General features: G+C 40.9%; 13 protein-coding genes. 6 read left to right on the top strand and 7 right to left on the bottom strand.

The window, feature by feature from the left end:
- The first annotated feature begins 242 nt into the window (after nucleotides 1-242).
- The gene (locus E2H97_RS12715; RefSeq protein WP_133407480.1) at nucleotides 243-599 is read left to right on the top strand and encodes a YibL family ribosome-associated protein; all 357 of its coding nucleotides are present in this window, start codon (nucleotides 243-245) and stop codon (nucleotides 597-599) included.
- A gap of 83 nt (nucleotides 600-682) precedes the next feature.
- Nucleotides 683-1,294 carry a GTP cyclohydrolase II gene (gene ribA / locus E2H97_RS12710; protein ID WP_133407479.1) on the top strand — a complete coding sequence of 204 codons (612 nt, stop codon included), beginning with the start codon at nucleotides 683-685 and terminating at the stop codon, nucleotides 1,292-1,294.
- Between the two features lie 70 nt (nucleotides 1,295-1,364).
- Here ribA and ilvA read toward each other — a convergent pair whose 3' ends face one another.
- The 5 genes from ilvA to ilvD form a co-directional block, all read right to left on the bottom strand.
- On the bottom strand, nucleotides 1,365-2,624 hold the full coding sequence (gene ilvA / locus E2H97_RS12705; protein ID WP_133407478.1) for a threonine ammonia-lyase IlvA: 1,260 nt from the start codon (nucleotides 2,622-2,624) through the stop codon (nucleotides 1,365-1,367).
- Nucleotides 2,625-2,856: 232 nt separating this feature from the next.
- Entirely contained in the window at nucleotides 2,857-4,332 is a 1,476-nt protein-coding gene (ilvC, locus tag E2H97_RS12700) for a ketol-acid reductoisomerase (protein WP_133407477.1), read from the bottom strand.
- A gap of 45 nt (nucleotides 4,333-4,377) precedes the next feature.
- Entirely contained in the window at nucleotides 4,378-4,905 is a 528-nt protein-coding gene (gene ilvN / locus E2H97_RS12695) for an acetolactate synthase small subunit (RefSeq protein WP_133407476.1), read from the bottom strand.
- Between the two features lie 14 nt (nucleotides 4,906-4,919).
- Nucleotides 4,920-6,653 carry a biosynthetic-type acetolactate synthase large subunit gene (gene ilvB / locus E2H97_RS12690; RefSeq protein ID WP_218938216.1) on the bottom strand — a complete coding sequence of 578 codons (1,734 nt, stop codon included), beginning with the start codon at nucleotides 6,651-6,653 and terminating at the stop codon, nucleotides 4,920-4,922.
- A gap of 4 nt (nucleotides 6,654-6,657) precedes the next feature.
- A complete protein-coding gene (gene ilvD / locus E2H97_RS12685; protein ID WP_133407475.1) occupies nucleotides 6,658-8,337 on the bottom strand; it encodes a dihydroxy-acid dehydratase in 1,680 nt (559 codons plus the stop codon).
- 985 nt (nucleotides 8,338-9,322) lie between these two features.
- Between ilvD and E2H97_RS12680 the strand changes: the two genes are divergently transcribed.
- Nucleotides 9,323-12,103 (top strand): TonB-dependent receptor plug domain-containing protein, encoded by a 2,781-nt coding sequence (locus E2H97_RS12680; RefSeq protein WP_133407474.1) that lies wholly within the window; start codon nucleotides 9,323-9,325, stop codon nucleotides 12,101-12,103.
- Between the two features lie 67 nt (nucleotides 12,104-12,170).
- On the opposite strand, the gene hppD is transcribed toward E2H97_RS12680, so the two are convergent.
- Both hppD and E2H97_RS12670 read right to left on the bottom strand, forming a co-directional pair.
- Nucleotides 12,171-13,211 carry a 4-hydroxyphenylpyruvate dioxygenase gene (gene hppD / locus E2H97_RS12675; RefSeq protein WP_133407473.1) on the bottom strand — a complete coding sequence of 347 codons (1,041 nt, stop codon included), beginning with the start codon at nucleotides 13,209-13,211 and terminating at the stop codon, nucleotides 12,171-12,173.
- A 178-nt stretch (nucleotides 13,212-13,389) separates the two neighbouring features.
- Entirely contained in the window at nucleotides 13,390-14,550 is a 1,161-nt protein-coding gene (locus tag E2H97_RS12670) for a homogentisate 1,2-dioxygenase (RefSeq protein ID WP_133407472.1), read from the bottom strand.
- 109 nt (nucleotides 14,551-14,659) lie between these two features.
- Here E2H97_RS12670 and E2H97_RS12665 point away from each other — a divergent pair, with 109 nt between their 5' ends.
- The 3 genes from E2H97_RS12665 (at nucleotide 14,660) to E2H97_RS12655 (ending at nucleotide 17,846) form a co-directional block, all read left to right on the top strand.
- Nucleotides 14,660-15,556 (top strand): LysR family transcriptional regulator, encoded by an 897-nt coding sequence (locus tag E2H97_RS12665; RefSeq protein ID WP_133407471.1) that lies wholly within the window; start codon nucleotides 14,660-14,662, stop codon nucleotides 15,554-15,556.
- 73 nt (nucleotides 15,557-15,629) lie between these two features.
- A complete protein-coding gene (locus tag E2H97_RS12660; RefSeq protein WP_133407470.1) occupies nucleotides 15,630-16,421 on the top strand; it encodes a TIGR00266 family protein in 792 nt (263 codons plus the stop codon).
- Nucleotides 16,422-16,463: 42 nt separating this feature from the next.
- Complete coding sequence (locus E2H97_RS12655) at nucleotides 16,464-17,846, top strand: SLC13 family permease (protein WP_133407469.1); 1,383 nt, start codon at nucleotides 16,464-16,466, stop codon at nucleotides 17,844-17,846.
- Nucleotides 17,847-17,908 lie beyond the last annotated feature (62 nt).

Below are 17,908 nucleotides of genomic sequence, written 5' to 3'. Positions count from 1 at the left end.
ACCAATTAACTATGTTATAAATAAAGCCATAACTTCGCCACTACATCGTTGCAACTCCTCACCATAGCTATACTATGATTCGTCACTGCGCCTTGTGTTGTCTTTGCTATAGCTTCCTAATAAACATAGCTAATTGATGTGAATGGTATTACTGGTATAATGCAGCACATTTCTCACTAATGCCCTTGGGTTTGAAGTGAGTAACATATTCATATGCTTATATTAAGGCATAAGGTTGTAGAATGAATTTAAAAGAAGAACTGCAAACGTTAACCAATAAATTAGATAAATCACGTCGTAAGTTATCGGCTGCTCAAGAGCGCGGTGATGAAAAAATAGTATTGCAGTTTAAACAAGAAATTGCTGCACTAACTAAGCGTATTACTGCAGTTAAATCTCAGCAACAACGCCAGCTAAATAATAAAGGCAGTAAGATCCAAAACCTAGCCTTTCATCGTAGTTTAACCAAAGCAGAACAAGCTGATCTTGGTAAGTTAAAAAAATCAGTTAGAGGTTTGGTTGTTGTTCACCCTATGACGGCCTTAGGGCGTGAAATGGGCATCAATAGCGTTACCGGTTTTGCACCAAAAGAATTCTAAAGAATTCATCGGTTTTAATGGATATAGCTGTAATATTTTGCAGCTTAATTCTACAGATGTAGAAGGTTAAATAAGGTTGTTTCATGTCAGTAAAATATGTTGCTTCTTCTAAATTACCAACTCCTTGGGGAATTTTCGATATGCATGGGTTTGAAGACTCTCAAACCGGCAAAGAGCATGTCGCGCTTACATTTGGTGAATGGCAAAATGGTGAGCCAGTATTAGGGCGTATTCATTCAGAGTGTCTAACTGGTGACGCTTTATTTAGTTTAAGATGTGATTGTGGTTTTCAATTACAAACAGCCATGCAGCACATTGCTGAAGCAGGGCAAGGCTTTTTACTGTACTTGCGCCAAGAAGGGCGAGGTATTGGTTTAATCAATAAAATACGAGCCTATGAATTGCAAGACCAAGGTGCGAATACGGTTGAAGCAAATGAGAAGCTGGGTTTTGCTGCTGACTTAAGGCAATACGATATGATTGTGCCTATGCTGGAAAAGGTTGGCATTCAACAAGTTAAACTCATGACCAACAACCCTAGAAAAGTCGATGCTATGAAAAAATATGGTGTCGAAGTTGTTGAGCGCGTGCCGCTTCAAGTGGGTAAAAATGAATATAATGAATTTTATCTAAAAACAAAGTTCACCGTTTTAGGGCATCTCATGTCTGAAGTGCATTTTCACGGAAATGACTAGCTAACCTTAATTTAGGCTACAAGCCTTCCTCGAAAGGGTAGATCATGAATCTACCCTTTTTGTTTTTGAATCAAACAATATATTGAAAAAGTTCTGGCTTCTCATTGAGGTATTCACCAAGAAAGCCCTTTGCTTCCATTCTTTCCATCAATGGTTCAAAGTCTTCTTTTTTTGATAGTTCGATTCCCACAACTGCAGGACCTTTGGCTCGGTTATGTTTTTTTGAGTATTCAAAATGGGAAATATCATCCTCTGGCCCAAGTACCTCCACTAGAAACTCTTTTAAAGCTCCGGCTCGCTGTGGAAACTTAATCATGAAGTAGTGCTTAAGCCCTTGATAAAACATGGCTCGTTCTTTGATTTCTTCCATACGAGTAATGTCGTTATTACCACCACTGACTACACAGACAACACGCTTACCTTTTATTTGCTCTTTGACTGATTCTAGAGCCGCAATAGATAACGCTCCAGCAGGCTCAGCTACAATGGCATTTTCATTATAAAGGGTAAGCATAGTGCTACATATTGCACCTTCAGCAATGGTGAGAGTTTCGTCTAATAACTCTTGGCAAAGACCAAATGTTAAATCCCCCATACGTTGAACGGCGGCACCATCAACAAATTTATCAATGGTTTCTAGGTTGGTATTATGTCCATTTTTTAGTGACTGTGATAACGACGGTGCGCCTTCAGGTTCAACACCTATCACTTGAATACTTGGATTACATTGCTGGATTACACTTGCTACACCAGATGCCAAACCACCGCCACCAACAGGAAGAATAATGGTATCAATCGACGAAAGTTGATTGATTATTTCAAGGCCAACCGTTCCTTGGCCTGCAATAACATCAAGATCATCAAAGGGGTGAACAAATGTCGCTTGTTGTTGTTCACAAAAGCGGGAAGCCGCTTGAAAGCTTTCATCATAGGTATCGCCAATTAATTGAATGTTTGCATATTCACGACCGAACATTCTGACTTGATCGATTTTTTGCTGTGGGGTGGTAATAGGCATGAAGATGGTGCCTTTTACTTCTAACTTTTGGCAGGCAAGAGCAACGCCTTGCGCATGATTACCGGCACTGGCACATACAATGCCTTTTGCTAGTGCATCAGCCGTTAGCTGGCGGATTTTATGGTAAGCACCACGAATTTTATATGAACGCACAACTTGTAAGTCTTCACGTTTAAAGTAAATTTCAGCCTGATACTTTTTTGAAAAATTTTCCATGTATTGCAAAGGAGTTTCTTGGACAACTTCTTTCACGACTTCCTTTGCTCGATAGATTTTCTCTATCGGGACGATGTTTCTGTCAACGGCTAACATAGTGTTCTCTTTGTTGTGGTGTAAAACTAAAAAGCGAAAATCGTTTCTGGGGCGAAGGGGCAATAGCGTGCACGACAATAGAAGCGTACGTCCATGTACTAACGACCGTTACATCCTGTAACGGACGATTGTCTTAGCCCGCTATTACCCCTTTTATATTTCTTCATCCTATTAGGTTCACATCTAAAATAAAAAAGCTGCCTTAGGCAGCTTTTTTGCTAAGGTCTATCAATTAGACTAAAGCTGCCATGGCGGTCATTGAGGCTCGTAGTTCTTTACCAATTGTCTCAATCGAGTGGTTTCTAATGGCGTCATTAATCTCAATAAGTTGCTTGTTATCAATTTGCTTACCTGCAACATCATTGAAATCTTGACCAATCACTGACGTATCTACTTTTGCCATAAAGTTGACAAGTAATGGGCGGCAAGCGTGATCAAATAAGTAGCAACCATATTCTGCCGTATCAGAAATAATGCGGTTCATTTCATAGAGCTTTTTACGGGCAACGGTATTGGCGATTAGCGGCAATTCATGCAAAGACTCATAGTACGCTGACTCTTCTTTAATGCCGGCATCCACCATCGTTTCATAGGCTAACTCAACACCTGATTTAACAAAGGCAACCAATAATAGCGCATGATCAAAGTAGGCTTGCTCTTCGATGAACTCCTCTGTTGCTACAGACTTTTCAAAAGCGGTTTCAGCGGTAGCTGCACGCCAAGTGAGAAGTTTAGTGTCATCCTCTTGCCAATCAGCCATCATTCCTGATGAAAACTCACCAGACATAATGTCATCCATGTGTTTTTCAAACAAAGGACGCATGAGTTGTTTTAGTTCTTCTGAAAGACGGAACGCTTCAATTTTGGCTGGGTTAGAAAGGCGATCCATCATATGAGTGATGCCACCATGCTTTAGCGCTTCGGTGATCACTTCCCAGCCATGCTGAATTAGTTTTGAAGCAAAGCCAGTGTCAATACCTTGGGCAACCATTTTGTCGAAAGCTAAAACGCTACCTGTTTGAAGCAGGCCGCATAAAATGGTTTGTTCACCCATTAAGTCAGACTTAACTTCAGCTTCAAAAGAAGACAGTAGTACACCAGCTTTATCTGAGCCAATGGCAACAGCATAAGCTTTCGCTAGGGCCAAGCCTTCGTTTTGCGGATCATTTTCCGGGTGAACGGCAATGAGCGTGGGTACACCGAATCCGCGTTTATATTCTTCACGTACTTCTGAGCCTGGTGACTTAGGGGCGACCATGATCACTGTCAGGTCTTCGCGGATCTGCATACCTTCTTCAACGATGTTAAAACCATGAGAATAAGATAGAGTTGCGCCCTGTTTCATTAAAGGCATAACGGCAGAAACAACTGGGGTATGCTGCTTGTCTGGAGTTAAGTTAACCACTACATCAGCTTGAGGAATGAGCTCTTCGTAAGTACCAACAATGAAGCCATTTGCCGTTGCATTAATGAAAGAATCTCGTTTTTGTTGAATGGCTTCTGGACGTAGAGCATAGCTGACATCTAAACCTGAGTCTTTCATGTTTAAACCTTGGTTAAGTCCCTGAGCACCACACCCTACAATAACGATTTTTTTGTTCTGAAGTTTTTCTGTACCCGCTGCAAATTCTGAAGAATCTAAAAAGTGACAAACGGCTAATTGTTGTAGCTGTTGTCTTAGGTTCAAAGTATTAAAGTAGTTGCTCATAATTTGTTTAATCCGTTAGTTTAGGCGTGTTGAACATTCGTATTTTTAAGAAACTAATTGTGTTAACTCAGAAGATATATTCATTACTTCTTTGGTCACAGATATTCTTCCAGAACGTAAAAATTGCATTAATCCAAGCGTTCGCAATTCATTGTATAAACGATCTGTTTCAGCTTTTTTTCCTGTTTTTTCAATCACAAAATAATCTTTTGAAACAGTAACAATATTGGCGTAAGTTTCTGCAATCAGTTCTTGCACTTTGCCACCATCATAAAGGCAGCTTATCGGCATTTTGTAGAGTGCAGTTTCTCGATATATTGTTTCATCTTCACGATGGAAAAAGGCTTTGATGACTTCGATTTGCTTGTCAATTTGCTTTACGACCTTAATCGCCTGCGCCTCCGTTATTTCAACCACTATGGTAAAACGATGTACGTTTTCGATTTCTGATTCAGATACATTAAGGCTTTCAATATTGATATGGCGCTTTAAAAATATCTGAGAAATCCTATTCAGTAATCCGAGGTTATTTTCGGTATATACGGAGAAGGTATATATGTGCTGTTGTTCCATAACTCATTACTTCCTTAAGATAAACGAACATCTGAAACTGAAGCGCCTGTAGGCAGCATAGGAAATACATTGCCTTCTTTTTCTACCATAACTTCAAGGAAGTATGATGTTTCGCAAGCAATCATTTCGTCGATGGCCGCATCCAATTCTTCTCTTTTACAGATACTTTTAGCTGGAATGCCATAACCTTCAGCAATTTTGACAAAGTTTGGATTCGCCATTTCGGTAGAGGCATAGCGTTTGTCAAAAAATAACTCTTGCCATTGGCGAACCATGCCCAAAAACTCATTATTAAGTACCACGATTTTTACAGCAGCCTGAGTCTGCATAATGGTGCCTAACTCTTGAATGGTCATTTGATATGCTCCGTCACCAATAATGGCAACGACCTCACGGTCGGGTACACCCATTTTGGCACCAATAGCGGCGGGTAGGGCAAAGCCCATGGTTCCTAACCCACCTGAATCTACTTTCGAGCGAGTTTGGACAAACTTAGAATACCGAGCCGCGATCATTTGATGTTGTCCTACATCGGATACAACAATGGCATCGTTATGAGTGGCTTTGTTTATACAGTCAACCACTTCCCCCATGGTTAACCCTTCTTTAGAGGGGGCTAACTGATGTTGGATCACTTCTTGATGTTCTATAGCTCTTAATTGCTGAAATTGTTGAAGCCATGCTGAATGATCATTTTCATTGATTAAAGGCAGCAAAGCTTGCAAGGATTCTTTAACGTCGGCGAGAACGGGATAATCGGCATGAACATTTTTACACACCTCAGACGGGTCAATTTCAAAATGAACAATATTGGCTTGTTTAGCGTAACGACTTAAATCACCCGTCACTCTATCGTCAAAGCGCATTCCAATCGCAATCAAGACATCGCATTTATTGGTCAGCTTGTTTGGAGCTAAGTGTCCATGCATTCCTACCATTCCTTGATGAAGCGGATGCTCAGAAGGTAAGGCTGATAAACCCAATAAAGTACTGGCACTTGGAATGCCTGCTTTCTCGATTAAGGTTTTCATTTCTTGCTCTGCTTGACCTAAAATGACGCCTTGCCCCCAAACAATCAAAGGTTTTTTGGCTGCATTTATTACCTCAGCCGCTTTTTTTACTTGAGCCAGTTGCAAATCAGGAGTGGGCTTATAACTGCGGATTGATTTGCAAGCTTGATATACAAACTGACTGGTCTCAAATTGGGCATCTTTAGTGATATCAATGAGCACAGGACCCGGCCGACCAGATCGGGCGATATAAAAAGCCTTAGCCAAAACCTCTGGGATTTCTTTAGCTTGGGTTACTTGATAATTCCACTTTGTGACAGGGGTAGAAATACTGATGATGTCAGTTTCTTGAAATGCATCAGTGCCTAATAAAGGCGAGGCTACTTGCCCTGTGATGCAAACCATAGGGGTTGAATCAATTTGAGCGTCCGCCAAACCTGTTACTAAGTTGGTTGCTCCTGGGCCTGAAGTAGCGAAAACAACCCCGACATTGCCAGTAACTCTCGCATAGCCTTGAGCGGCATGAGTCGCACCTTGTTCGTGGCGAGTTAATACATGCTTTAGCTCAGGCTGGTAGCCATGTAATGCATCATAAATAGGCATGATGGCACCACCTGGGTAGCCGTAGATTAAATCAACCCCTTCAGCGATTAAGGTTTTCATCACCGCTTCTGAACCTGTTACTGTCTCAGTATCTGGCATTCCTGCCTCTTCGTTAATTTGTTGAACCATTGCCATAAGTCTAGTACTTATCCGTCACACAACCTTCTGAAGCAGAGGCGACTGTAGAAGCATACTTGCGTAAAATTCCTTTGGAGTGTTTTAACGCAGGTGCTTGCCACTCGGCTCTACGGTGATTTATTTCCGTTTCTGACACTTTGAGTTCCATAGTGTTGTTTACGGCATTGATTTCTATCAGGTCGCCATCTTTAACCAAGGCAATCAATCCTCCAGTTTGTGCTTCTGGAGTAATGTGGCCTACAACAAATCCATGAGTACCACCAGAGAAACGACCATCAGTGATTAATGCAACAGATTTCCCTAAACCCGCGCCCATGATCATGGAAGTCGGTTTAAGCATTTCTGGCATTCCAGGGCCGCCTTTGGGTCCAACGTATCGGATAACAACCACATCCCCTGATTTAACGAGTCCTGCTTGAATGCCTTGATTAGCTTCAGATTCACTATCAAATACTTTGGCAGGCCCCTTGAACCTTAAGCCTTCATTGCCTGAAATTTTTGCAACGGCGCCTTCGCTGGCAAGATTGCCAAACAGAATTTGAATGTTGCCACTGGATTTGAACGCTTTTTCTTTTGGTAAAATCACGTTCTGCTCAAAAGATAACCCTTGAACTTCAGCAAGGTTATCAGCCATGGTTTTACCAGTAACGGTTAAGCAATCTCCATGTAATAAACCAATCTCTAACAAATATTTCAAAACAGCAGGCGTACCACCGATGCCGTGAACATCTTCCATCAAAAATTGACCACTTGGTTTTAAGTCAGCAAGCAACGGAGTGCGATCAGAAATCCGTTGGATATCCTCTAAGCCGAACTCAATGTCAGCGGCATGGGCAATAGCAAGAAAGTGAAGCACAGCATTTGTTGAACCACCTAATGCATTAACGACCGTTATCGCATTTTCAAGTGATTTCTTATTAACGATATCAAGAGGTTTAATATCGTTAATTAATAAGTTATGTATGGCTTCTGCGGTTTGATTACTTTCGGCTTGTTTTTGCTCATTTTCTGCAGGTATTGAAGCGTTATAAGGCAATGCCAAGCCAAGAGCTTCAATCGCCGACGCCATAGTATTGGCTGTATACATTCCTCCACAAGCACCTGCACCAGGTATCGCTTTTTTGATAATTTGTTTGTACTCACTATCGTCGATGACGCCTGCCACTTTTTCACCGAGTGCTTCAAATGCGGATACTATGTTGAGTTTCTTATTGTTATGAGAACCCGATGCTATGGTTCCGCCATAAACCATAATGGCTGGTCGATTCAATCTCAGCATGGCCATGACTGCGCCCGGCATATTTTTGTCACAACCAACCACAGTTAGAACGGCATCGTAACTTTGAGCTTGAACAACTGTTTCGATCGAATCGGCAATAATGTCACGAGAGGGGAGCGAGAAATGCATTCCTGATGTTCCCATAGAAATACCATCGGATACCCCAATAGTATTAAAAATGAGCCCTAGCATATCGTTATAGCTTTTAACTTCATTTTTTATGGATAAAGCGATTTGGTTGAGGTGCATGTTACAAGGGTTTCCCTCGTATCCAGTACTCACAATACCAACTTGCGCTTTTTTCATGTCTTCTTCACTAAAGCCGACGCCATATAACATGGCTTGAGAGGCGGGTTGAGTCTCATCTTGAGTTAAGCGCTTACTGTATTTGTTTACTTCCATTCAAACCACTTTTTACAAATTATCACATTTATTAACATTAGAGTGAAATTGATACAGGTTTTTTAAGTTTTCGTCAATATAAAAGTGGGTGGATATGCTGATATATCTGCTTTTTAGTCGCTATAGGTTCTTTTTTTGGGATAATTATTACGTTAACGTCAACTGGTTTCGTAGCGAAAACGGTTGAGGTTACTTATCTTTGTTCAGCTGATATTTTTGTTTACGAGAATTACCCCTAGTTTTGTCACCAGTGTTTATTGATACGAAATAAGGTTAATTTTTCATGATCGAGCATTTTTTTTGATAAAAAAAAGTGTCTTCAATTTACCGTTTAGATAAGAATTTAGCTTTATTTTTACTCTTCACTTTTGGTCGTGCTCCATCTTCTCATTCTTTTTTATTTTGAATTCCCTAAGGTTGGGTGTGATAAATCATTTCATGTTGCTTCTTAGACAAACAATTAACCCTGAGTTATATCATTTAACTTTTGTAGTTTATTTTTATTTGTAAATCATTGTTATTGTGTGTTTTTTGTTAAATCTCGCCGATGTTGAATCTCTATAAACTATATGGTTATATCAGTGCCACTGTGGTTGCTGTCACAGTTTGTCGTGTATCCGTGACTCCTAACCACTTATAGCCTGTGACTAGGGCGTGTTGATCTTTCGTGCTTATTTTTGCAGCGATAAATTGGTTATCTTATGCAAGGTAGAGTTTGTGAAGTGTGGTTGCTCCACATAAACAAACGATAACGCAGCAGAAGTGACCAATTTACGCTGTCTTCGATGCTTTTGAGCACTTCCTGTTCAGTGTTGTGATCAGCTTACTTAGATGACTAAGCCTCACTGCTCACGCCTTGAACAGAAGAGTGCTCAAATAGCACAAAATTCAATCCTGAAAGATCAACACGCCCTAATGTAAAGGTATTTCTAAATGCCTTAGTTACAGGCAAATACCTAATTAAGTAGTATCTGGGAGAAACACAATGCAAGCTAATTCAAAATTAGCCAAAGTGGTGCATGTTGCTTTATTGTCAAGTGCGGGTATCGCTACGACCATAACCGCGATTTCAGCATCTGCGGCTGATGACAACAATAGCGTTGAACGCATTCAAGTCACGGGTTCAAGAATTCAACGAACAGATTTAGAAACGGCAAGTCCGATAAAAGAATTTTCAGCTGCTGATATTGAAAGGACTGGCGTTTCAACAGTATCTGAATTTCTTAGAACCAATGCAGCAGCTGGTGGTTTTAATGAATCATCCACATTAAGTCAGGCAGCTGGCGCTTCATCTGTAGGGCTTAGAGGGTTGAGCTCTGATTACACTCTTATCCTGTTAAATGGTCATCGATTACCTAAAAATACGGCTGGTGGCATTTTTACTGATGTAAACCAAATTCCATTGGCTGCGGTTGAACGCATCGATATTCTTCCTGATGGTGCATCTGCCATTTATGGTTCAGATGCTGTTGCTGGAGTCATTAATATCATTACGAAAAAAGACATGGAAGGAATTCAGACCTCAGTTAAATATGGGGCAGCATCTAATCGTTGGGACGGAAACGAGTTCAATGCTTCTGTCGTAGGTGGTGCGAGCAATGATGATACAAATATTTTATTTGCAGCAGAAACCTTAAGAAGATCACCGATTCAGGCATCAGACCGTGATTTGGGGGGCTCAGCATTTATTCCAGGTAAACAAGGGGGAGATGGACGTTCAAGTTATGGTATTCCTGGTTTTACCCGAATCAGGGCAAAAGATGGAGTAACAATCCCTGGTGTTACAGATGACGATTTAGGCAATGCGCCATGGTCGACTTGTTCGCCTACGAACCAAGTGGGAGGTGTGTGTAAGTTTGATTTCGCTCCCTATTACCAATTACAGCCACAATCAAATCGCCAATCCATATACACTCAAATAACGCACCATGCTACCGATAACTTGTCATTGACCGGTGAGTTCAGATATACCAGAGCTTACACCTTAACATCGAATGCGCCTGCTCCCGGCATCCTTGATGTTTCTAAAAGTCCATTCTTAAGAGACTTTTTGTTTAATGACCGCTACAAAGGAGATGCAGCTAAAGCTCAAGCCGTTTGGAATGCGGTTCAAGCAGGAGATGCAACGGTTCAGGTAGGTCGCCGTTATTTAGATTTCCCAAATCGTGAGAAAGATAATACCAACCAAACTTTTGAAGCCGTATTAACCGCGAACTATGACATAAATGATAATTGGGGGGCTGACTGGACGGTAGGCCACTCTAGATTAACCAATGAACAAGTTGGAGCAGGTGGTCAGCTACTCAGACAACAACTCACAGACGCTTTCAATTCTGCAAATGCCAAGCTAAATCCCTTTATTCAAAATGATTGCAGTTCTGACTCATTGAAACCAATATGTGACAGCCTACAAGCTTCGATTTTCCGCAAAGGTAATTATTCTATTAACTTTACCACTTTAACCTTAAGTGGACTTACAGGCCTAGAATTACCCGGTGGTGAAGCTGGCTTAGCTGTTGGTGTTGATATGCGTAAGGAGAATTACGAAGATCGATCTGATCCTGCATCTGTTGATGGTCAGGTTATTGGTGGTGCTGGCTCTAATGGTGGTGGCCAATATGAGAATAAAGCGGCTTTTGTTGAGTTCTCATTACCTGTTATCGAAAATATGGAAGTCAATCTTGCAGCTCGCTATGATAAGGCTGATTGGCAAATTAGCGATGCAAACAAAGCCACTTATTCTGCCAAAATCTCTTATCGTCCTATTGATGACTTATTATTAAGAGCATCATACGGAACAGGCTTTAAAGCACCTAACCTTGCCGATTTATTCACTTCTGTTTCGCAAGGTGTGAACCGCGCTAAAGATACGAAATATTGTAACGATAACAATATTTCGTTTGATAAGTGTCCTTTGGAAGAGATCAATTCTCGTAGCGGTGGTAATCCAAACCTAAAACCTGAAACTTCAAAAACCTATAATCTAGGTGCTGTTTATCAGATAACTGATGAATTATCGGCATCAATTGATTATTGGAACTTGAAAGTGAACGATATTATCGATTCGCTAAGCACTCAAGAAATCTTAAATGAAGAAGCAAATGGCAATCCAACAGCGATTAAGTTAGTTAAGCGTGCTCCTAACGGACGTTTAAGCGGTGTAACTAATGATTACTATGTGTTGAGTAATCTTCAAAACTTGAGTGAAAATAACACGACAGGGTTGAGCTATAACGTCAATTGGCGCTCAGAACTCGATACTGGTGATCTTACTGCAAATTTAAATATTGAGCAGTATTTAAAACGAGAGTCTCAATCTTCAGCAACTCAACCACTATGTGACAGTATTAAACATGATGCAGCAAGAAAATATCGTGTAAATGGAAATGTAACCTATGGATTGAATGACGTTGATTTATCTCTAAACATGCGCTTCTTACCAAGCTTTGATAGTTATGAGCAACGTAATACACTAGAAGGTACCTGTCAGCTTTTAGGATATTATGGCGTTCAGACTAAGAAAAATGCGGACGGTAAGACTGTAGTTACTGATCCTGGTAAACCACAGCATATAGCTTCTTATGTTCAGTTTGACTTCAGCAGTACCTATCACTTTATGGCGGATAACTCAGTGACCTTCGGTGTTAGAAACTTGTTTAATCGTCAACCCGTATTCAGTACACCTAATGATTGGCCGTTCTATGACCAAGGTACGTACGATAATGTAGGGCGATTTGTGTATTTACAATTGGATAGTAAGTTTTAATTAATGGTCTAAAGACCTAAAAAAGGCGCTGAAATAGCGCCTTTTTTAACATCATTAAACTAGAGTGTTATAGAACACCACGGCGCATTTGGTCGCGTTCAATTGATTGGAACAATGCAGTGAAGTTACCTTCACCAAAACCTAGGTTGTTCTTACGTTGAATGATTTCAATGAAGATAGGGCCAAATAGATTTTTAGTGAAGATTTGTAGTAAGTAACCATTCTCGTCACCATCACAAAGAATTTGGTGATGCTTAATACGCTCACGATCTTCAGTGATTTGAGGCAGTTTGTCGAAAATAGTGTCGTAATACTCAGGGATGATATCTAGAGTCTTAATTGATGAACCTTCCATCGCATCCAAAGAAGCAACGATATCGCGAGACGTAAAGGCTAAGTGTTGAACACCTGGGCCGTCGTATTCTTTTAGATATTCATCAATTTGGTTTTTATCGTCGTTTTTACCTTCGTTGATTGGAATACAGAAGCTTCCATCTGGTGAACGTAATGCAAAAGAGGTTAAGCCTGTTTGCATACCGTTGATGTCGAAATAACGAACTTCGGTAAAGCCAAAGATGTCTTTATAGAAATCCGCCCAATGCTGCATTGTACCTTTGTAAACATTGTTAGTTAGGTGGTCGACTTCCATAAAGCCTTTTTCTTGAACTAGATCTGGATTTTCTAGGTCAACAAAATCTTGCTTATAGATATTGTCTTCATCACCGTATACATCGATGAAGTAAATCAAGCTATCACCGATACCATAAATGGCTGGATAAGGCAGATCTTTTGCATCATCAGCGGCCGCTTTAGCGCCACGCTCTACAGCCGTTTTAAATGCAAATTCTGCATCTTCTACACGCCAGCCCATAGACGTAATCGCTGGACCGTGAGACTTAGCAAACTCAGCCGAGAAACCTTGACGTTCTTGGTTTAGCAAGAAGTGGATGTTGTTCTGGTTGTAGTAATAGATTTCTTTCTCTTTGTGTTTTTTGATTTTAGAGAAGCCGAAATCTAAAAATGCTTTATGCATAAAGTCAGTATCTGGCGTTGCATATTCAGTGAACTCGATGCCTTGTAGGCCTAATGGGTTTAGTTCAGTTGCCATTGTTTCTTCCTCAACTTAATGTGTAGGGTTATTTCTAATTCAGTCTGTAATTCTAAATATTCATTAATAGTGATGAGCAATAGTGGGATAAGACAACCGTCCGTGACAGGACGTCACGGTCGTTAGCACATGGACGTGCGCTTCTGTTGGCGTTCTCACTATTGCTTATAAACTACTTTTATTCTTCTATCCAAGAACGGTTGTATTCTTGGCTCATACACTGCTGAACATTGTCAGTCAGTTTTAATGGTGCAAAGGTGTCTACCATCACCGCATATTCATAGGTTTCCTTTTTACCAACAGAGGCTTCGGTTTTACCCGGTTGTGGTCCATGTGGTAGACCTTTCTGGTGGAGTGTTAGGTAGCCTGCGCCAATACCTGTACGGCTCATAAAGTCACCATCGACGTAGTAAAGGACTTCGTCACTGTCGATGTTACTGTGGTAATAAGGTGCTGGAATTGCTTTCTCGTGAAAGTCGTATAAACGAGGTACAAAGTTACAGATCACGAAGTTGTGAGCGGTAAAGACGAGATGATCTGAAGGTGGTAAGTGGATCTTGCCAACTTTAGGCGCGTATTCAGTAATGTTGAAGGCCCAAGGGTAAACAAAACCATCCCAGCCCACGAGATCGTAAGGGTGCCATTCAAGGTTGGTGACTTGGTATTTATCGCCAAACTTACAAACTAACGGGAAATCGCCTTGTTCGACAATCGCATCTTGCAGTTCTGGAGTACGAATATCGCGTTCACAGTAAGGAGCTGATTCAAGCAGTTGACCATAGTCATTACGGAAATGCTTAGGAATTTCAACCATAGAGTATGACTCAACGACAAAGAGCCTTACATTCTCGTAACTATCAAATTTGAGTTGGTATGTGGTGCCGCGAGGTATTACCAAGTAATCCCACTTTTTGATCTCTAGGGTGCCGTATTCACTGTAAAGGGTACCTGTACCTTCATGAACAAATACCACTTCATCCGCATAAGAGTTTCGGTAGAACTCATTAGTGTCGGCGCTAACCTTTGCGGTGTACATAGCTACATCAGCGTTGTAGAAAATTTTATTACGTGCACTGAAAAAGTTACCGTCTTTATCGGCCACTGTAGAGTCAAGTTTATAGTTCTGGATGAGTGCATCTTCCCAACCCAAACCATGATCAACATGATATGGCGCTACAGCTAATGCCTTGGTTGGCATGTTGTGATGATATTTGTTGGAATAGATGTTGGAAAAACCATGAGTGGAAAACAGTTCTTCACGATAGAGCTCACCGTTCTCTTTCTCGAAGGTAATGTGTCGCTTTGAGGGTATCTCACCTTGCTTTACATAAAATGGCATGTTTCCACCTTATTAGCTTATTTAATTATTTGTAAGCAATTTAATTGCATACTTAAACAAAAAAAAGAATAATATTTCGTTATAGATAATCTAAATGTTAGATGGTTATATGAAAATTGACGTTGATGCATTCCGTGTAATGCAGGTATTAGTAGAAGAAGGCAGTTTCGCTAAGGCTGCAGATCGCATACATAAAGCTCAGTCTGCCGTGAGCTATCAAATAAAAAAGCTGGAAACGCATCTAAACGTCCAGTTGTTTAATCGGGATCAATACCGAGCTCAGCTAACGCCTGAGGGTAAGGTGATATTAAAAGAAGGGCAGAGGTTATTGCAACAGTTATCAAATATTGAGCGTCTTGCTCATAGATTTAGCGATGACTGGGAGCCAAATTTAGAATTAGTGATTGACGGGGCTCTCCCTATGAAGCCGATTATGAATGCTCTAAAAAGGATGACCGAACACAATATTCCTACCAAGGTGCAGCTAAATATTGAATTTCTTGGAGGTGTGCAGAGCCGATTCGAGAGAGACAAAGCTGATTTGATGTTAGTTAAAGACTATCAAAATGGACCTGATCTTAGTCCAACACCTTTACCAGTGATCACCAATATATTAGTAACTTCACCAGAACACCCTCTTGCCAATAAAAAGAATGTCGAATTGAGTGAATTACAAGAGTATGTGGAACTTACCATCGAAGATTCTTCTACCAATACTCACTTAAGAGATGAAATGCAATTTGGTGGCGACAAGGTCTTTTACCTTTCTGGGTTTATCATGAAACGAGATGCCATTTTAAAAGGTTTAGGGTTTGGCTGGTTACCCGATTTTTTAGCTAAGGAAGATTTAGAAAAGGGTAATCTTAAAGAAGTGAACTTTGTGGGTGGAAGTCAGTACTCATTTACTCCTCAGCTAGTTTCTACTCATCAAAGGCCTTTAGGTAAAGCAGGGCAATTATTTACCGAGTTGATTCTTGAAGAGTTTTCTTTAGAATCGAATGGATAATAAACAAAATATACTCGTGATACCTGTAAAACTGCATCTTCAAGCGTCACGAGTAATCAACTAGGACATCACAATGCAAAACAGTCACGAGATAGATTACGAAATCATAGGTCATGATATGCAACTGGTTGAAGTGGAGCTTGATCCGCAAGAAACCGTTATTGCTGAAGCTGGAGCCATGACCTATATGGAGCAAGATATTCAGTTTGAAGCCAAAATGGGTGATGGTTCAAACCCTGATGAGGGCTTTTTTGGGAAGCTTTTCAGTGCCGGTAAGCGCGTACTTACAGGTGAGGGATTATTTATGACTCACTTCACCAACCAAGGGCATCAAAAACGTCGAGTGGCATTTGCAGCGCCTTATCCGGGGAGTATTTTAGCGATTGATTTACAAGAGATTGGTGGTGAGTTGATCTGCCAAAAAGACAGCTTTCTAGCAGCTGCTCTGGGCACTAAAGTCAGTCAACGATTTAACCGAAAATTAGGTGCTGGTTTCTTTGGTGGTGAAGGCTTTATTTTGCAAAGCTTGCAAGGTGATGGAAAGGTCTTTGTTCATGCTGGTGGTACCTTGATTCGAAAAGAACTCAATGGTGAAACGCTAAGAGTCGATACTGGTTGTATTGCCGCATTTTCACAAGGCATTGATTACGATATTGAGCGTGCTGGTTCAATGAAATCAATGCTCTTTGGTGGAGAAGGTATCTTTTTAGCCACGTTATCAGGTCATGGTAGTGTTTGGCTGCAAAGCTTGCCATTTTCTCGCATGGCAGATCGCATTATTGCAAACGCTCCTTCATCAGGTGGTAGTGATAAAGGAGAAGGCTCGGTATTGGGCAGTATTGGTCGTATGGTAGATGGACGCTAATAAAAATTCAAAATAATAAACAATGGAAATAAAAATAATAATATGAACATTAAACGATCTCACTTTATCCTCATTGGCCCAATATTAGCTTGGGCTTTTTATTGGTTTTTAACGCTCTCAGGGATGGATTATTTACCCGCTGCAGCAGCGGGTATCACTTTACTAACTGTAATTTGGTGGGTTACTGAAGCTTTACCCATTCCCGCTACCTCATTGGTGCCTTTTGCGTTACTCCCCTTATTCGACATTGTCAGCCATAAAGGAGTGGCTTCTGCATTGGGTAGCCATGTGATTTTGCTACTGATGGCAGCCTTTATGCTTTCAAAAGCACTTGAGAAAAGTGGCGTGCATCGTAGGATTGCCGTTTATATGGTTAATTTTATCGGTGTGAGTTCAGCGCTAAGGTTAGTTTTTGGCTTCATGCTCGCCACAGCGTTTTTAAGTATGTGGATATCGAATACGGCTTCAACCCTAATCATGCTTCCAATAGCATTAGCCATTTTAGCTAGAGTGAATAACCCTAAGCTGACAGTTGCCTTAATTTTAGGTATTGCTTACGCTGCGAGTACTGGCGGAATTGCAACACCAATAGGCACTCCACCTAATGTTATCTTTATGGGGATTTATGAAGAGTTTACGGGCAAAAATTTTGAGTTTGTCGAGTGGATGAAAGTAGGTCTTCCCATAGTTATTTTAGCGATTCCATTAATGGCATTGTGGTTAACTCGGGGTATCAAACTAGAGCAAAGCATCGAGCTGCCAGATCAAGGTATTTGGCGTAGTGAAGAAAAGCGCACCTTAATTATTTTCGGGATCACCGTCTTGGCTTGGATCACTCGTCATGCACCATTTGGTGGGTGGGCGAATTACTTAGATATTCCGTTAGCGGGCGATAGCACTGTCGCATTAGCTGCTGTTGTTGCGATGTTTATGATGCCAAGCGGCAATGGAAAGGGAGAAAAGGTACTTGATTGGGATACCGCTAAGACTATTCCATGGGGGATGTTACTGCTATTTGCTGGTGGTATTGCGTTAGCCAAAGGGATGTCTGAATCTGGTTTGAGTCAGATGCTCGGTGATTGGCTATCATCTATGTCTCATATCTCAGTGCTAGCACTAGTGATCTTAATTTGTTTAGTTGTGGTTTATTTAACAGAAATTACCAGTAATACCGCCACAGCTACTTTACTGATGCCTATTCTTGCCGTTGCTGCGGTAGGTGTTGGTGTTAAACCTGAAGTATTAATGATCCCTGCCGCCATGGTGGCCAGTTGTGCTTATATGTTGCCTGTTGCAACGGCGCCAAACGCTATTGTTTATGGAACGGGGGAAATTGATATTAAGCAGATGGTTAGAGAAGGTGCTGTGTTGAGCTTTATGATGGCTATCTTAATTGCTTGTGTAAGTTATTTTATGTTGGGGTAGTTAATTCAGTAAGGATTAAGTTTTGCAGAGGTAGGATGAATCAATATTTGGTTTTGGTACCT

The sequence above is a fragment of the Parashewanella tropica genome (assembly GCF_004358445.1).
Lineage (GTDB): Bacteria > Pseudomonadota > Gammaproteobacteria > Enterobacterales > Shewanellaceae > Parashewanella > Parashewanella tropica.
The sequence above is the reverse complement of the archived record's forward strand: the minus strand, read 5'-3'. Positions and strand labels throughout refer to the sequence as shown.

Excerpts from the sequence above, each read along its gene's own strand:
- E2H97_RS12715 (WP_133407480.1), top strand. The coding sequence starts at position 243 with ATGAATTTAAAAGAAGAACTGCAAACGTTAACCAATAAATTAGATAAA.
- ribA (WP_133407479.1), top strand. The coding sequence starts at position 683 with ATGTCAGTAAAATATGTTGCTTCTTCTAAATTACCAACTCCTTGGGGA.
- ilvA (WP_133407478.1), bottom strand. The coding sequence starts at position 2,624 with ATGTTAGCCGTTGACAGAAACATCGTCCCGATAGAGAAAATCTATCGA.
- ilvC (WP_133407477.1), bottom strand. The coding sequence starts at position 4,332 with ATGAGCAACTACTTTAATACTTTGAACCTAAGACAACAGCTACAACAA.
- ilvN (WP_133407476.1), bottom strand. The coding sequence starts at position 4,905 with ATGGAACAACAGCACATATATACCTTCTCCGTATATACCGAAAATAAC.
- ilvB (WP_218938216.1), bottom strand. The coding sequence starts at position 6,653 with ATGGCAATGGTTCAACAAATTAACGAAGAGGCAGGAATGCCAGATACT.
- ilvD (WP_133407475.1), bottom strand. The coding sequence starts at position 8,337 with ATGGAAGTAAACAAATACAGTAAGCGCTTAACTCAAGATGAGACTCAA.
- E2H97_RS12680 (WP_133407474.1), top strand. The coding sequence starts at position 9,323 with ATGCAAGCTAATTCAAAATTAGCCAAAGTGGTGCATGTTGCTTTATTG.
- hppD (WP_133407473.1), bottom strand. The coding sequence starts at position 13,211 with ATGGCAACTGAACTAAACCCATTAGGCCTACAAGGCATCGAGTTCACT.
- E2H97_RS12670 (WP_133407472.1), bottom strand. The coding sequence starts at position 14,550 with ATGCCATTTTATGTAAAGCAAGGTGAGATACCCTCAAAGCGACACATT.
- E2H97_RS12665 (WP_133407471.1), top strand. The coding sequence starts at position 14,660 with ATGAAAATTGACGTTGATGCATTCCGTGTAATGCAGGTATTAGTAGAA.
- E2H97_RS12660 (WP_133407470.1), top strand. The coding sequence starts at position 15,630 with ATGCAAAACAGTCACGAGATAGATTACGAAATCATAGGTCATGATATG.
- E2H97_RS12655 (WP_133407469.1), top strand. The coding sequence starts at position 16,464 with ATGAACATTAAACGATCTCACTTTATCCTCATTGGCCCAATATTAGCT.